The following is a 15177-nucleotide window of genomic DNA, read 5'->3' as shown; positions in this document are numbered from 1 at the left end:
GAAGGACGCGCCCGCCCGGCCCCTCGCCGTCCCACAGCTGTCGTACCGCCGTCGCCGACCGGTTTTCCGGTCCCGGTCTTCCGGTCCCGGTCTTCCGGTCCGGGCCTCCCGGTCCCCCGGTCCCCTGGTCTCAGGCGTCCTTGCGCGCCACGCCGCCGTAGAAGCCGATCGGGGGCAGGGCGGGGTCGACGGGCTCGGTCGGGCGCCAGTCCGGGACCAGGACCAGGCCCGGCTCCAGCAGGGTCCAGTCGCGGAAGAACTCCAGGACGCGCGCGTGCTTGCGGGGGTTCATGCTGGCGGTGGCGCTGTTGTAGACCTTCACCGCGTCCGTGCGCCCGCCCTCCTCGAAGACGTCGACCGTGGCGTGGGAGAGGATCAGGTACGAGCCCGTCGGCAGCGCGTCGAGCAGGGTGGCGAGGATCGCGTCCGGGTCCTCCGCCTCCGTGACGAAGTGCAGGATCGCCACCAGCATCAGCGCCAGGGGCCGGTCGAGGTCGATGACCTTGCGGACGTCGGGGTGGTCGAGGACGGCCCGGGGGTCGCGCAGGTCGCCGAGGACGACGGAGGTGTTCTCGTCGTCGTCGTCCAGCAGGGTCCGGGAGTGGGCGCTGACGATCGGGTCGTTGTCGACGTAGGCGATCCGGGTGCCGGGGGCGACGGCGCGCGCGATCTGGTGCACGTTGGGCTCGGTCGGCAGACCGGTGCCGATGTCGAGGATCTGGCGGATGCCGCCCTCCTCGACCACGTGCCGCACGGCGCGCTGCATGAAGCTCCGGTTGGACCGCACCGCAGCCCGCACCTCGGGGGCCGCCTTGATGAACTGCTCGGCGGCCGCCTGGTCGACCTCGTAGTTGTCCTTCCCGCCGAGGAAGTAGTCGTACATCCGGGCCGGGTGGGGCTTGCTCGTGTCGATCCTGGGAGAGGTCATGCTGCCTGGCTCCATCCCGAAACCATGGTGAGTGACTGTCAGATCGTCATTCTGGCACGGGGGTGGAGGTGGCCTTTCCCCTCCGATGGGCCTGTTGGGCGCCACCCGTCCGGAGGAAACGGCGAGCGCCCGTGAAGGCCGTGCCGTGGCCGCGGGGCGGGCGGCGGGACCCTCGTCGTGGGTGGTGGTCCGACGGTTCGCTGAGTACCCGCCGTGCGATCCGCCGTACATCCCCGTGCAACGCCGTACAAGGAGGTACGCCCATGACCGTCCAGCACGCACCGGCCGAGGACCTGCGCCTGACCGCCGGGGTCCATGCCGCCGTCCTGGCGCGGGATCCCGCCCAGTCCGAGTTCCACCAGGCCGTACGCGAGGTGCTGGAGTCCCTGGAACCGGTCCTCGCCCGCCGGCCCGAGTACACCCGTCACCGGGTCCTGGAGCGGCTGTGCGAGCCGGAGCGCCAGCTCGTCTTCCGTGTGCCGTGGGTGGACGACGAGGGCCGGATCCAGGTCAACCGGGGCTTCCGGGTGGAGTTCAACAGCGCCCTCGGCCCCTACAAGGGCGGGCTGCGCTTCCACCCGTCCGTGAACCTCGGGATCGTGAAGTTCCTCGGCTTCGAGCAGATCTTCAAGAACGCCCTGACCGGTCTGCCCATCGGCGGTGGCAAGGGCGGCGCCGACTTCGACCCCAAGGGCCGCTCCGACGGCGAGATCATGCGGTTCTGCCAGTCGTTCATGACGGAGCTGCACCGCCACCTCGGCGAGCACACCGACGTGCCCGCCGGGGACATCGGGGTCGGGACGCGCGAGATCGGCTACCTCTTCGGCCAGTACAAGCGCATCACCAACCGGTACGAGTCCGGTGTCCTCACCGGCAAGGGCCTGAACTGGGGCGGCTCCCACGTCCGCACCGAGGCCACCGGGTACGGCACCGTGTACTTCGTCGCCGAGATGCTCGCCGCCCGCGGCCAGGACCTCGACGGCCGGCGGGTCGTCGTCTCCGGCTCCGGCAACGTCGCGATCTACGCGGCCCGCAAGGCGCACGAACTCGGCGCGCGGGTCGTCGCCCTGTCCGACTCCGGCGGTTACGTGGTCGACGACGAAGGCATCGACCTCGACGTGATCAAGGACATCAAGGAGGTCCGCCGGGCCCGGATCAAGGAGTACGCCGAGGCCGTGCCCCGGGCCCGCTACATCGAGGGCGGTTCCGTCTGGGACGTGCCGTGCACGGTCGCGCTGCCCTGCGCCACCCAGAACGAACTCGACGAGACCGCGGCCCGCGCGCTGCTCGCCGGCGGGGTGGTGGCGGTCGCCGAGGGCGCCAACATGCCCACCACCCCCGGTGCCGTACGGCTCTTCCAGGACGCGGACGTGGCCTTCGGCCCGGGCAAGGCGGTCAACGCCGGCGGGGTCGCCACCTCGGCCCTGGAGATGGCCCAGAACGCCGGCCGCGACTCCTGGACCTTCGAGGACACCGACCGCCGCCTCGCGGCCATCATGGCCACCATCCACACCACCTGCCGCACGACGGCCGAGGAGTACGGAGCCCCCGGCAACTACGTCGTCGGCGCCAACATCGCGGGCTTCCTCAAGGTGGCGGACACCATGCTGGACCTCGGCGTGATCTGACCTCGGGGACGACCGCCGCGGGCCCTGACCCTGCGAAGCCGACCCCTCCCGGCCGGAGGTCACTCCGGCCGAGGGCGCGGGTCAGGGCCGGACGAGAGCGACGTGTGCGGGCGGCGTGCGTCGGCCGTCGTGTGCGGGCGGCGTGCCTCAGCCGTCCTGCCACGGGCTGACGGCCCCTCAGCCCCGATGGTCTTCGGCCATGACCGCGTCCGTCGGTGCGTCGGCGAACGGCTGTTGCCCGCCGACCCCGGCCGGCCGGGGTCGGCGGGGGCAGCCCGCAGTTCTTCGGGCCGCGGGCGCCCCTTCCCGGGAGCGGCCGAAGGGCGGGACGTGCCGACCGCCGGGGCCGGCGATGCCGAGAACCGTCAATGATCACCGTTCTCGGCTCGGGCGGGACAGCTGTGTCAGTCCTCGATGGAGAGGGCTGCCAGGGACCGCATGGCCGAGTCACTGTGCCGCGAGCCGTCCCAGACGGTGTTGAGCCGGGTTATCCTGCCCGCGCTGTCGAGCTGCAGTGCGGTGAGGCCGCTCAGTTCCGGCCTGCCGTTCACAACCCATTCGTAGCCGCCGCCCTGTGCGCTGCCGAGCACGTGGCGGACCACCGCCCCGGGCCCGTAGGGAAGCTGGGGCAGCGCTCGCTGGAGGTAGCGGCCGATCGCCAGCCGTCCCTCCAGGCCGGCTCTGGTGGTCAGGTCCTCGAAGACGGCGTCGGCGGAGAACAGCGCTGCGCTCCGTGCGGCGTCGCCCGCCGCCATCGCGGCGCCCAGTTGACGGGCGACCCTGTCGATGACCCGGGATGCGTTCTGCCGTACTTTGTCCACGCCGAGGGTGCGCGGGTACTGGTCGACCGGGGCACGGCCGGTGATGACGGGATTGCGTCGTCCGTCCCAGTAGTCGACCTGGCGGGTGATCCTGCCGTCCTTGAAGTCGAACGTGGAAAACACGCGGATTTCCGTCCCGAACATTTCGGGTGTGTCGACGAAGTGAACGATGGCGCTGTTGGTGTCGCCGAAGATGCGCAGCGGGTAGGCCAGCGCGCCCGGTGCCCAGCTGTTCATGGCCTGGGTGTTCGCTTCCTTCATGATGGTCCAGTCGGTCACGACGACGCTGCCGCCGAGAACGGCGTCGTAGTAGCCGACTTGGGACCGGAGGAAGTGCTCCATGAAGGCGTCGGAGTCACGCAGGCTCTTGGCCGTGAAGTAGCTGCGGAAGAAGGCCACTGCCCTCTTGGAGGCGTGGCTGGTGTCCGCGACATCCGGGTAGACACCGGCGCGGCGTTCGGCTGGTCCGGAATGTGTCGTCGCCGGTGCGGCCCCGGCGGCCGGAGCGGAACCGAGAAGTGCCAGTCCGGCGGCAGCGCCGCCGACGGTCAGGAATGCTCGTCTGTCCATCATGAACCAATCTGGGACATGGGCCGTTGTGTCGGCGGCCCGGGCAGGCAGGTGTGCAGGTGGGATGTGGATGCGATGGGCACGGCATCATGCCCAGCCAGGTCGAAACGGGGTAAGGGGGATGGGTCGGCGTCGGTGTGCGATCACGAGCGTCCGGGTTTCGAGGCCGGAGCAGGTGCTGCTGTGGCTTTGCCGTGGCCGAGGTGAGGTGGCCGGTGACGCGGGAGGTCTTGGCGCAGGCGGCGATCCGGTCGAGCAGGGCGGTGCCGATCGCCGGGGCCGTGCGGCCTGCTCAGATCGTGATGACGAGCTTGCCCCGGGCGTGGCCGGCCTGGCTGCGGGCGTGGGCCTCGGCGATCCGGTCGAGAGGGTAGGTGGCTTCGATGTGCGGGACGTACGCTCCGGCCGCCCCCAGGTCCGCGGCCTCCACCAGCGAGTCCGGCGTGGGGACGTCGGGTGAGACCGAGAGACGGGCGCCGTGCTGCTGAGCGGCCGGGTCGGCGATGGAGACGACGGCTGCCGGAGTGGGCGCGATCTTGACGAGGTCCGGCAGGGAGCCGGCGCCCGCCACGTCGGCGACGGCATCCACACCGGCGGGAGCGAGCGCGCTCACGCGGTCCGCCAGCCCGGGCCCGTAGGTCGTGGGCGTGGCGCCGAGCGAGCGCAGGTATGCGTGGTTGCCCTCGCCGGCGGTGCCGATCACGGTGGCTCCCCGGGCGACGGCGAACTGGACCAAGGCACTGCCGACACCACCGGAGGCACCCTCGACCAGCAGCGTGCTGCCCGCACCGACCTTCAGCTCGTTCAGCACGCGGACCGACGTCTCGGCCGCCACCCCCACGGCCGCGGCCTGCTCCATCGTCCACGCGTCCGGTACCGGCGCCCATTCGTAGAGCACCGCGTACTCGGCCGTGGTCCCCACGGCCGAGTTCCCGAACACCCGGTCGCCGACGGCGACACCCGTCACGCCGTCACCGACCTCGTCCACCACTCCGGCTCCGTCCCGGCCCGGGATCTTCGGGAACTGCAGCGGCATCATCTCCTTCAGGTACCCGGCCCGGAGTTTGAAGTCGATCGGGTTGACACTGGCGGCCTCGACCCGGATCCGGACCTCGCCCGGACCGGCGTGCGGCTCGGGCACCTCCTCGACCCTCAGCACCGACGGGTCGCCGTACTCGTGATAAGTCACTGCTCGCATCGAAATGGACCTCCAAGTCCTTTATGGAATCGAGTAATTGGGAGTCGATAGTTGAGTGGGCGGTGGGTGGGCGCCATGCTGCGGGGCGCTCAGGCGGCCTCGGTGACCGTGACGATGACCTTTCCGCGGGCGCGCCCCATGTGGCGATAGGCCATCGCGTCGGCCGTGTCGCGCAGCGGGTAGGTCCGGTCGATGACGGGTGTGAGCTTCCCGGCCGTGACGACCTCGCTCAGCTGCTCAAGGTCCGAGGCGGTGGGCATGACCGCGAGCGCCAGCGCCTTCTGGCCGATGAACGGGGACAACGCCAGGCCCTTCACCACGCGGCCGATCGGTCCGACGATGCGGCCGGACGCCTCTCCGCTCAGGAGGACCACCGTGCCTTTCGGTGCGGCGAGGCGTCTGAGTGTCGATGCCGTATCGGTTCCCCCCGCCTGAAGGATCACGTCGTAGCGTCGCCCGGTCGTGGTGAGATCCGTCTTCGTGGAGTCGATCACGTGGTCCGCGCCGAGCGATCGGAGTGACCTCGGCGCCCATCGCCTTGGCGGGCTGCACCGCGCACGTCCCGACACCGCCCGACACGCCGATGACGAGCACCCGCTCACCCGCTGCCCCGGCTCGACGCCTTGCGGACCGCCAAGTTCCGGTCAGCGCCGTCAGTCCCGAGACGGGCAGGGCCGCCGCCTGATCGAAAGACAGGTGCGCTCGGCTTGTGCACCAGGAGGTCTTCGGAGGCCGCCGCGTACTCGGCGAACCCACCGGGCCGGATCGACCCGTACACCTCGCCACCTGGCTGGAACCTGGTGACGCCCGAGCCGACGGCCTCCACCCGCCCGGCGACATCGCCGCCGAGGACGTGCTTCCTCGGCCGGCGCAACCCGGTGACCGGGCGCTGATACAGGTACGGCTCGGCACGCAGCTTCCGGGTGTCGAGCGGGTTCCCCGCCGCGGAATGGATCCGCCCCAGCACTTCTCCGGCCCCCTCGCTCGCCGAGCCGTACTCGCGGCAGACGATCGCTTCCATGACGCGGGCCTCCTGATGCTTTTCCCGGGGGTGGACAGAGGGCCTGGAGTCCCGCGCGCCTCCGCTCCCGCATGCCCTCACCGGCCCCTGTTGCCGAGTTCCAGCGCGGACGCCGCGGACTTCCACCAGCCCGTCGGCGTGAACGTCGGCGGCGAACACCCTGACCAAGCCGGGACCGGCGCCGGGTCGGCCGTCGCCGATACCCGTGACGGCCCTCACGTGGGGACACCGATGCATGGCCCCTTTGCTCGCTGGCATGTTTCCTAGGCTGTCACTGATGACACATTGAGTCAAGGTAGTCCTGGCGAGCCTGAATCAGCGCAAGGTAGCATCGGAGTCGTGGCGGATATGAACGCAGCCCCAACGGCCGACATCGCGGAGCGCAAGCGTCAGCTCGTACGCAGCGAACTGGCCGAGGCTGCGGTGACGTTGCTGGCTGATCAGGGCTTCGAGGAGACGACGGTCGACCAGATCGTGGCCGCCGTGGGGATGTCACGGCGCACGTTCTCCCGCTACTTCCAGTCCAAGGAAGACGTGGTGGTACAGATGATCGCGGGGCCCAGCGCGCGGATGTGCGCGGAACTGCGCGACCGGCCCGCCGTCGAGCCGCCCGCGGTAGCGCTCCGCCACGCCCTGTCGGTTCTCACCTCGCTGAGCATCGCCTATCCGGACAAGACACTGCACGTGAGCAGGCTGATCCTCGGCACCCCGGCCCTGCTGGCCCGCTTCCTGGAGCGGCAGACGCACTGGCAGGACGAGATGACCGGCATCCTCGCGCACCGCACCGGGCTGGATCCTGACGCCGACATGCGCCTTGCCCTTGCCGCTGGTGTGGCACTCACCGCGTTCCACACCGGGTTGCGCCGCTGGGTGGACAGCGACGGCGCCGAGGCCATGGACGAGCTGGTCGACCAGGCTTTCGCGATGATCGCCCCGGCGCTCGACCTCGGCACAGCCCCGAGCTGAACTGACCGCGGCCCGGCAGGCGTCGATCCCGCTGCCGAGGCCGAGCGCATCACCGTGCCGCGTCCGCGCCCGCACGAGGAGGATCCGCTCGCCCCTCGGGAAGGGGACCTCATGGGCCCCTCATGGGCCCCTCATGGGCCATGGGCATGCGGTGTCCGGCCCCGACGAGGGGGGCGGACGGGGCGCGGACACCGCATGGGACAGCCGGGGTTCGGGAGTCAGTTCGCGCCGATGGCGAGGTCGAGAGTCGGCGCGACGGCCGTGAAAGCCTCGTCGACCAGTTCGTCCATATCGACGCTGCCGCCCTCTGACCAGCGACGCAGCGACGCGTTGAACGCGGTCAGTGCGACACCGGCGGCGAGCCTCGGCCACAGGTCGGCCTCCGGGGCGAGGCCGGTGCGTTCGGCCAGGATCGTCGTCATCTCGTCCTGCCAGTGCGTCTGCCGCTCCAGGAAGCGGGCCAGCAGGGCCGGGGTGTCGAGGATCAGCCTGGTCAGGGTCCGTGTCTTCGCCGGATCGCCGGCCATCATCGCGGTGAACACCGACAGAGCGTGACGCAATGCCACCGCGGGTGACTCGTCGGCGGGCCTGGCGCGCAGTTCCGCGCACAGCTGGGTGCCGGCTCCCGCCAGCATGTGCACGATGACGTCTTCCTTGGACTCGAAGTAGCGGGAGAACGTGCGGCGCGACATTCCCACGGCGGCCGCGATCTGGTCGACCGTCGTCTCCTCGAATCCCTTGTTGGCCAGCAGATGGACGGCGGCTTGGGTCAGTTCGTCGCGTACGAGCTGACGCTTGCGCTCGGCCAGGTTGACCGCGGGAGCTCTGGTCGTATCCACCACCACATGCTACATCGCGCTAGTTCAGTCTCACCAGGAAAAGTTTGACACACTGAGCCATCAATGGCAGCCTGGGAACCATGGCAGATAACAAGTGGACCGCTGACAGAATCCCTGACCTGAACGGCCGGACGGCCGTTGTGACCGGCGCCAACAGCGGCCTCGGTCTGGCCACCGCCCGAGAGCTCGCCCGGCACGGGGCGCACGTCGTGCTGGCGGTGCGCGACGAGGACAAGGGGCGTCGAGCCGCCGCGGCGATCAGCGATGCCCGGCCCGGTGCGCGCCTGGAAGTACGGCGTCTGGACCTGGCCGACCTGGACTCCGTCAGGGCATTCGCCGCCGGGATGCATGACCGCGGGACCGGCGTGGACGTCCTGGTCAACAACGCCGGCGTGATGGCGCCGCCCCGCACGCTGAACCGGCAGGGGCAGGAGGTGCAGTTCGCCAGCAACCATCTGGGCCACTTCGCCCTCACCGGCCTCCTGCTGGACCTGCTGCGCGCCGGCCGCGATCCGCGGGTGGTGACCGTCACCTCGGCCCTGCACCACGGCGCCCGGATCCCCTTCGACGACCTGACCGGCGCCACGTCGTACGCGCCGATGCGGTTCTACCGGCAGTCCAAGTTCGCCAAGGTCGTGTTCGCCCTGGAGTTCGACCGTCGCCTGCGCGCGGCGGGCAGCCCGGTGCGCAGCCTGCTGGCCCAACCCGGCTTCTCGGCCACGAACCTGATGACCAGTGGCCCGACCGGCCTCCTGCGGACCTTCGTCACACTCGGCCGCGCACTGGTCGCCCAGGACGCCGCGTCCGGCGCCCTGGCCACGTTGTACGCGGCGACCGCGCCCACTGTCGAGGGTGGACAGCTCTTCGGTCCCGACGGCTTCCGACACCTGCGGGGACATCCCACGACGCTCCATCCCGACCCCGCGGCCGAGGACCCGGAGACCGCGCGGCGACTGTGGCAGCTCTCGGAGGACCTGACCGGCGTGACCTATGCGGCCGCCTTGTCGGTCTGACGCGGCGCCGACACAGAGTGCTCCACAACAGCCAGGACAGTGGACAGACCATGACGGTAACGCCGAAGGTGCCGCTGCAGATGCGCAGACACCACGCAGCGGCTTCGACCCGGTCGAGGAACTGGCCCAGGCGCGCGACGGCGAAGGCGTGGTGCGGATGATGGCGTCGTTCGGCGTGTCCGCGTATCTCGTTCTTCGCTACGAGGATGTGCGCGAGGTGCTGTCGAATGTGCCCTGGCCGCCTGACGGCGCCTCCCGGCACACAATGAGGGCGGAGCCCCAAAGCTCCGCCCAATCCGCAGGAAATCCCAGGTCAGGGCCACACCAGGCAATAAGGCTGATGCCCCGCCTCATGCAGCCGGTGCGAGAAGTCCTGCCACTCGTGCAGCAGCTGGTAGACGTTGAACGCGTCCCGTGGGCCGCCGCGGTCCGGGACCGTGGACCAGATGAAGGCCGCCGCGCCCACCGCCTCCTCGCCGATGTCGCGGAGGGGGTCGACGACCGTCATGGGGAGCTTCACGACCGCGTAGTCGGGGTGCAGGACGACCAGCTCGAGCGGGGGGACCTTGTGCAGGGGGACGCCTTCGATGCCCGTGAGGACCATCGCGGCCATCGTCTCCGGCTTGATCTTGGTGAACATGCCGTTCATGCCGAGTTCGTCGCCGCCGAGTTCCTCGGGGCGCATCGAGATCGGGACACGGGCCGCCGTCGCACCGTCCGGCGCGCCGAAGTACTTGTACGTCACCCCCACCCGACCACCATTCCTGCTCCCGGCTCCATTCGGTACACCCTCGTCCATGCCCGGGCTCATGCCCTGCCCCTGACGTGCTTCGTCGCGTCCTTCGCTGGCTTCCTCCACGTTGCGCCGGTGCCTTCCCCGCCGGGCACGTCGAGGACCCAGGTCATCAGTCCCCTCGCCCAGTCCGCCACCGCGATGCATATCTCCACCCGACTGCTTTTCTAGGACGCGTGGCCCCGGCCGCGCAACCCGATCATCGTGTCAGTGACCTCCCCCACGGCCGCCCGCCGAAACGTGCGTTGAAACACCTGTCCGCAGGATCTTCGCAGCCCTCGACACCCGGTCATGGTGAGCTACGTCTATCAGCCTCGGTCCGTCTCACAGCAGGCTCGGTCCGTCTCAGTTTCTCAGATGACGGCGGGTGGGGGAGGGGGCGGAGCCTTCCTGCCCCGCGGGCCCGCACGCCCACTGGCCTACTCTGGGGAGTCACTGGCACACCGGAGTCCAGCAAGTCGGAGAAGGTCGGAGAAGCCGCAGGTCATGAGCGAACTGCCCTATTCATACGATGCGCCTGTCTCGCAGGCGCTGTTCGACCGAGCGGCCGCCGTCACCCCGGGCGGCGTGAACTCGCCGGTCCGCGCGTTCCGTGCCGTGGGCGGAACGCCCCGCTTCATGGTGTCCGGCAGCGGCCCGTACCTGACCGACGCCGACGGCCGGGAGTACGTGGACCTGGTCTGCTCCTGGGGCCCCATGATCCTCGGGCACTCCCACCCCGAGGTGATCGCCGCCGTGCAGGAGGCCGTCGCGCGCGGCACCTCCTTCGGTACGCCCGGTGAGGGCGAGGTCGCCCTCGGCGAGGAGATGGTCGCGCGGATCGAGCCCCTGGAGCAGGTGCGGCTCGTCAGCAGCGGCACCGAGGCGACCATGTCCGCGATCCGCCTCGCCCGCGGGTTCACCCGGCGGACCAAGGTGATCAAGTTCGCCGGCTGCTACCACGGCCACGTCGACTCGCTGCTCGCCGCGGCGGGGAGCGGGGTCGCCACGTTCGCGCTGCCCGACACCCCCGGCGTCACCGGCGCCCAGGCCGGCGACACCATCGTGCTGCCGTACAACGACCTGGAGGCCGTGCAGGAGGCCTTCCACCGGCACCCCGGGGAGATCGCCTGTGTGATCACCGAGGCCTCCCCGGGCAACATGGGCGTCGTCCCGCCGCTGCCCGGCTTCAACCAGGGACTCAAGGACGCCTGCCGGGCCAACGGCGCGCTCTTCGTCTCCGACGAGGTGATGACCGGGTTCCGCACCAGCCGCGCCGGGTGGTTCGGCATCGACGGCGTGCGGCCCGACCTCATGACCTTCGGCAAGGTCATGGGCGGCGGGTTCCCCGCCGCCGCCTTCGGGGGGCGCGCCGACGTGATGGCGCACCTCGCGCCCGCCGGGCCCGTCTACCAGGCCGGCACCCTGTCCGGGAACCCGGTCGCCACCGCCGCCGGCCTCGCCCAGCTCCGGCTCCTCGACGACGCGGCGTACGCCAGGGTCGACGCCGCCTCCGAGCAGATCCGCGCGCTGGTCTCCGAGGCGCTCACGAAGGAGGGCGTCGCGCACACGCTGCAGAGCGCCTCCAACATGTTCTCGGTGTTCTTCACCGACCGGCCGGTGCGCAACTACGAGGACGCCAAGGCGCAGGAGTCCTTCCGGTTCACCGCCTTCTTCCACTCGCTGCTGGCGAACGGCGTCTATCTGCCGCCGTCGTCCTTCGAGTCCTGGTTCGTTTCCACGGCCCACGACGACCGGGCCATCCAGCGGATCGCCGACGCCCTTCCGGCGGCGGCCCGAGCGGCTGCGGAGGCCACAGCAGCATGACCAGCCCGAACAGCAACAGCGACCTGACCGTCGTCCACCTGATGCGGCACGGCGAGGTCGAGAACCCGGACGGGATCCTCTACGGCCGTCTCGCCGGCTACCACCTCTCCGGGCTCGGCCGGCAGATGGCCGACCGGGTCGCCGAGCACCTCGCCTCCCGTGACGTGACGTACGTCGTCGCCTCGCCGCTGGAGCGGGCGCAGGAGACGGCGACCCCGATCGCCAAGGCGCACGGGCTCGACCTCGCCACCGACGGGCGCCTCATCGAGGCGGACAACGTCTTCCAGGGCAAGACCTTCGGGGTCGGCGACGGCGCGCTGAAGAACCCCGAGAACTGGAAGCACCTCGTCAACCCGTTCAAGCCGTCCTGGGGCGAGCCGTACGTCGACCAGGTCGTCCGGATGAAGGGGGCGCTGGACGCCGCCAAGGACGCGGCGCGCGGCCACGAGGCGGTGCTGGTGAGCCATCAGCTGCCGATCTGGATCGTCCGGTCCTACGTCGAGCGGCGCCGGCTGTGGCACGACCCGCGCAAGCGCCAGTGCACGCTCGCCTCGCTGACGACCTTCACCTACCGGGGCGACCGGATCGTCTCGGTCGGCTACAGCGAGCCCGCCATCGACCTCGTACCGGCCCATCTGCGGGCCGGTGCCAAGCCGGTGAAGGGCGCGGCGCCGGGGCAGGGCAAGGCATTCGGCGCGTAGCGTCCGCGCCGGCCGGCGCCTGGCGTCCGCGCCGACCGACGCATTCCGGCCGTGTCTGGGTGCTTCCTGAGCGTTCACTGTTACCGAATCCGGACGTATGAGCGGAACCCGTCTGTTCGTCGTGTGCTCTGAATGGGTGACACCAGAGGACGCGACGAACGGGATCTGCCATGCGCGCCATCACCCGAAGGGGAGCACTCGGACTCGGCGCCGGGGCCGCCGCCGCTGCCGGACTCGTCGGCTGCGGAAGCCTGACGAGCACCGACCCCTCCCCGGCGGGCGGCGGCAAGCACGGCTCCGGCCGGAAGGGCTCGCCCAAGCCGTCCGCCGGTGCCACCGCGAAGCCGATCGGCGACGGCTCCACCTCCTTCACCGGCAAGCAGCCCCACCAGCCCGTCAAGCCGGTGCCGCTGGAGCCGGGCCAGGAGCCGCCGCAGTTCGTGGTCTTCTCCTGGGACGGCGCGGGCGAGGTCGGCAACGGTCTGTTCCCGCGCTTCCTGGACCTCGCCAAGGAGCACGGCGCGGCCATGACCTTCTTCCTCTCCGGGCTGTATCTGCTGCCCGAGTCGAAGAAGCGGCTCTACGACCCGCCGAACAACCCCGTCGGCGCCTCCGACATCGGCTACCTCACCGACGAGCACGTCAGGATGACCCTCACCAACGTCCGCCGGGCGTGGCTGGAGGGGCACGAGATAGGCACCCACTTCAACGGGCACTTCTGCGGCGGCTCCGGCTCGGTCGGCAACTGGACGCCCGCGCAGTGGCGCAGCGAGATAGACCAGGCGAAGAAGTTCGTGAAGGAGTGGCGGACCAACACCGGCTGGACCGATCTGGCCGCGCTGCCCTTCGACTACGACAAGGAACTCGTCGGCGGCCGCACCCCCTGCCTCCTCGGCCAGGACAACCTGCTGCCCACCGCCAAGGCCCTCGGCTGGCGCTACGACGCCTCCTCGCCGGGCGGGCGCCAGGTGTGGCCGCAGAAGAAGCGGGGGCTCTGGGACCTGCCGTTGCAGCAGATACCTTTCCCCGGCCGCAGCTTCGAGGTCCTCTCGATGGACTACAACATGCTCGCCAACCAGTCGGTCAACTCCACCAACGCCCCCAGCCACAACTACCCGGGCTGGCGCAGGCAGTCCGCCCAGGCGTACATCCAGGGGTTCCGGCGGGCGTACGAGTCGAACCGCGCCCCCTTCTTCGTCGGCAACCACTTCGAGCACTGGAACGGCGGCATCTACATGGACGCCGTCGAGGAGGCGTTCAAGCACATCGCCGCCGAGAAGGAGAGCGGCGCCGACGTCCGGCTCGTCTCCTTCCGCCAGTTCGTGGACTGGATCGACGTACAGAAGCCGGAGGTGCTCGACAAGCTGCGCACCCTGGACGTCGGCCAGCGGCCGGCCGGGGGCTGGAAGGAGTTCATGAAGGACTCCACGAGCTCCCCCAGCCCCTCGGAATCCGCCGCCTGAAATGCGGTTTTCCACCCGCAAGGGGGGTGCGCAAGATCCCCGGAACGGGCATGCGAAACTTTTCACATGAGTGCCAGCCGCACGCTTCCGTCCCTCGCCGTCGCCGCCGCGGCGACCCTGTTGCTGTCCGCCTGCGCCGCCGGAGGGGTCTCCGGCGGTGGCGGTGACACCAAATTCATCATGGGCAAGGACGGCATCTCGACCGTCGCGCAGGGCAAGCGTGACGCGGCCCCCGACCTGTCCGGCAAGACCATCGACGACCAGCAGCTCGCGCTCTCCTCGTACAAGGGCAAGGTCGTCGTCGTGAACGTGTGGGGGTCGTGGTGCGCGCCCTGCCGCGCCGAGGCCCCCAACTTCCAGAAGGTCTCCGAGGACCTCGCCGCCCGGGGCGTGCAGTTCGTCGGCATCAACGTCGCCGACCCCAAGGTCCAGAGCGCCCGCGCCTTCGAGAAGGGCTTCGGGGTCACCTACCCCAGCCTGTACGACCCGAGCAGCAAGCTGATGCTCCGCTTCAAGAAGGGCACGCTCAACCCGCAGGCCATCCCCTCCACGCTCGTCATCGACCGCGAGGGGAGGATCGCCGCGCGCTCGCTGGCCGCGCTCAGCGAGGAGAAGCTGCGCAAGATGATCGCCCCGGTCCTCGCGGAGAAGTGACGTGAGCGCGCTCACCACCCTCGCCGAGGTCACCGGTCCGAACCAGACGGTCCTGAGCGGCGCCCTGATCCTCGCCCTGCCCATCGCCCTGCTCGGCGGGCTCGTCTCCTTCTTCTCGCCCTGCGTCCTGCCGCTCGTCCCCGGCTACCTCTCCTACGTCACCGGGGTGACCGGCACGGACCTGGCCGAGGCCCGGCGCGGGCGGATGGTCGCCGGTGCCTCCCTGTTCGTCCTCGGCTTCACCGCCGTGTTCGTCTCCAGCGGCGCCCTGTTCGGCTACTTCGGCCAGACGCTCCAGGAGAACCAGGGCGTCCTGTCCAAGGTGCTGGGCGTCCTCATGATCGCCATGGGCGTCTTCTTCATGGGCCTGATGCCCTGGATGACCGCCCGGGAGTTCCGCTTCCACCGGCGGCCCGCCACCGGACTGGTCGGCGCCCCGCTGCTCGGCGCGCTGTTCGGCATCGGCTGGACCCCGTGCATCGGCCCCACCCTCGCCTCCGTGATCGCCCTCTCCTCCAACCAGGGGAGCGCGGGCCGCGGTGCCATACTGACCGTCGCCTACTGCCTCGGGCTCGGCGTCCCGTTCGTCCTGACCGCGGTGGCCTTCCGCAAGGCGCTCGGCGCCTTCGGCTGGGTCAAGCGCCACTACGTCTGGGTGCTGCGGGCAGGCGGCACGATGATGATCGTGACCGGACTGCTGCTGCTGACCGGTGTGTGGGACCGCATCGTGCAGGACATGCAGTCCTGGTCCGCCGGCTTCACTGTGGGGATCTGAT

The 15177-nt window shown here is 70.3% G+C and carries 15 protein-coding genes; 8 read left to right on the top strand and 7 right to left on the bottom strand.

Annotation, left to right across the window (positions count from 1 at the left end; translation table 11 throughout):
- Positions 1–130 precede the first annotated feature (130 nt).
- Positions 131–928, bottom strand: coding sequence for an SAM-dependent methyltransferase (locus tag U5640_RS18875; protein ID WP_340376933.1), 798 nt, complete (start codon positions 926–928; stop codon positions 131–133).
- A 263-nt stretch (positions 929–1191) separates the two neighbouring features.
- Here U5640_RS18875 and gdhA point away from each other — a divergent pair, with 263 nt between their 5' ends.
- Positions 1192–2556, top strand: coding sequence for an NADP-specific glutamate dehydrogenase (gene gdhA, locus U5640_RS18870; protein WP_340376932.1), 1365 nt, complete (start codon positions 1192–1194; stop codon positions 2554–2556).
- Between the two features lie 404 nt (positions 2557–2960).
- On the opposite strand, the gene U5640_RS18865 is transcribed toward gdhA, so the two are convergent.
- The 4 genes from U5640_RS18865 to U5640_RS18850 form a co-directional block, all read right to left on the bottom strand.
- A complete protein-coding gene (locus U5640_RS18865) occupies positions 2961–3947 on the bottom strand; it encodes a hypothetical protein (RefSeq protein ID WP_340376931.1) in 987 nt (328 codons plus the stop codon).
- 292 nt (positions 3948–4239) lie between these two features.
- Positions 4240–5145 (bottom strand): NADP-dependent oxidoreductase, encoded by a 906-nt coding sequence (locus U5640_RS18860; RefSeq protein ID WP_340376930.1) that lies wholly within the window; start codon positions 5143–5145, stop codon positions 4240–4242.
- Positions 5146–5234: 89 nt separating this feature from the next.
- Positions 5235–5639 (bottom strand): zinc-binding dehydrogenase, encoded by a 405-nt coding sequence (locus tag U5640_RS18855; protein ID WP_340376929.1) that lies wholly within the window; start codon positions 5637–5639, stop codon positions 5235–5237.
- A 104-nt stretch (positions 5640–5743) separates the two neighbouring features.
- On the bottom strand, positions 5744–6166 hold the full coding sequence (locus U5640_RS18850; protein WP_340376928.1) for a hypothetical protein: 423 nt from the start codon (positions 6164–6166) through the stop codon (positions 5744–5746).
- A 348-nt stretch (positions 6167–6514) separates the two neighbouring features.
- Here U5640_RS18850 and U5640_RS18845 point away from each other — a divergent pair, with 348 nt between their 5' ends.
- Positions 6515–7132: a TetR family transcriptional regulator gene (locus U5640_RS18845; protein WP_340376927.1), complete on the top strand. Its 618-nt coding sequence runs from the start codon at positions 6515–6517 to the stop codon at positions 7130–7132.
- A gap of 218 nt (positions 7133–7350) precedes the next feature.
- Here the strand turns inward: U5640_RS18845 and U5640_RS18840 are convergent, their stop codons facing one another.
- A complete protein-coding gene (locus U5640_RS18840; RefSeq protein ID WP_340376926.1) occupies positions 7351–7971 on the bottom strand; it encodes a TetR family transcriptional regulator in 621 nt (206 codons plus the stop codon).
- An 80-nt stretch (positions 7972–8051) separates the two neighbouring features.
- On the opposite strand from U5640_RS18840, the gene U5640_RS18835 reads away from it, so the two are divergent.
- Positions 8052–8984 carry an oxidoreductase gene (locus U5640_RS18835; RefSeq protein ID WP_340376925.1) on the top strand — a complete coding sequence of 311 codons (933 nt, stop codon included), beginning with the start codon at positions 8052–8054 and terminating at the stop codon, positions 8982–8984.
- A gap of 313 nt (positions 8985–9297) precedes the next feature.
- On the opposite strand, the gene U5640_RS18830 is transcribed toward U5640_RS18835, so the two are convergent.
- On the bottom strand, positions 9298–9924 hold the full coding sequence (locus U5640_RS18830) for a hypothetical protein (RefSeq protein ID WP_340376924.1): 627 nt from the start codon (positions 9922–9924) through the stop codon (positions 9298–9300).
- A 339-nt stretch (positions 9925–10263) separates the two neighbouring features.
- On the opposite strand from U5640_RS18830, the gene hemL reads away from it, so the two are divergent.
- The 5 genes from hemL to U5640_RS18805 all read left to right on the top strand — a co-directional run bounded on the left by hemL (position 10264) and on the right by U5640_RS18805 (position 15176).
- Positions 10264–11583 (top strand): glutamate-1-semialdehyde 2,1-aminomutase, encoded by a 1320-nt coding sequence (gene hemL / locus U5640_RS18825; protein WP_340376923.1) that lies wholly within the window; start codon positions 10264–10266, stop codon positions 11581–11583.
- Positions 11580–12284, top strand: coding sequence for a histidine phosphatase family protein (locus U5640_RS18820; protein WP_340376922.1), 705 nt, complete (start codon positions 11580–11582; stop codon positions 12282–12284). The genes hemL and U5640_RS18820 overlap by 4 nt, the downstream gene beginning before the upstream one ends.
- Before the next feature lie 170 nt (positions 12285–12454).
- Entirely contained in the window at positions 12455–13747 is a 1293-nt protein-coding gene (locus U5640_RS18815) for a hypothetical protein (protein ID WP_340376921.1), read from the top strand.
- A 66-nt stretch (positions 13748–13813) separates the two neighbouring features.
- Positions 13814–14401: a TlpA disulfide reductase family protein gene (locus U5640_RS18810; protein ID WP_340376920.1), complete on the top strand. Its 588-nt coding sequence runs from the start codon at positions 13814–13816 to the stop codon at positions 14399–14401.
- 1 nt (position 14402) lies between these two features.
- The gene (locus U5640_RS18805; protein WP_340376919.1) at positions 14403–15176 is read left to right on the top strand and encodes a cytochrome c biogenesis protein CcdA; all 774 of its coding nucleotides are present in this window, start codon (positions 14403–14405) and stop codon (positions 15174–15176) included.
- Position 15177: the final 1 nt, after the last annotated feature.

It is taken from the genome of Streptomyces sp. SS7 (genome assembly GCF_037993025.1).
Taxonomy (GTDB): Bacteria; Actinomycetota; Actinomycetes; order Streptomycetales; family Streptomycetaceae; genus Streptomyces.
This window is presented reverse-complemented; position numbering and strand designations above follow the sequence as displayed.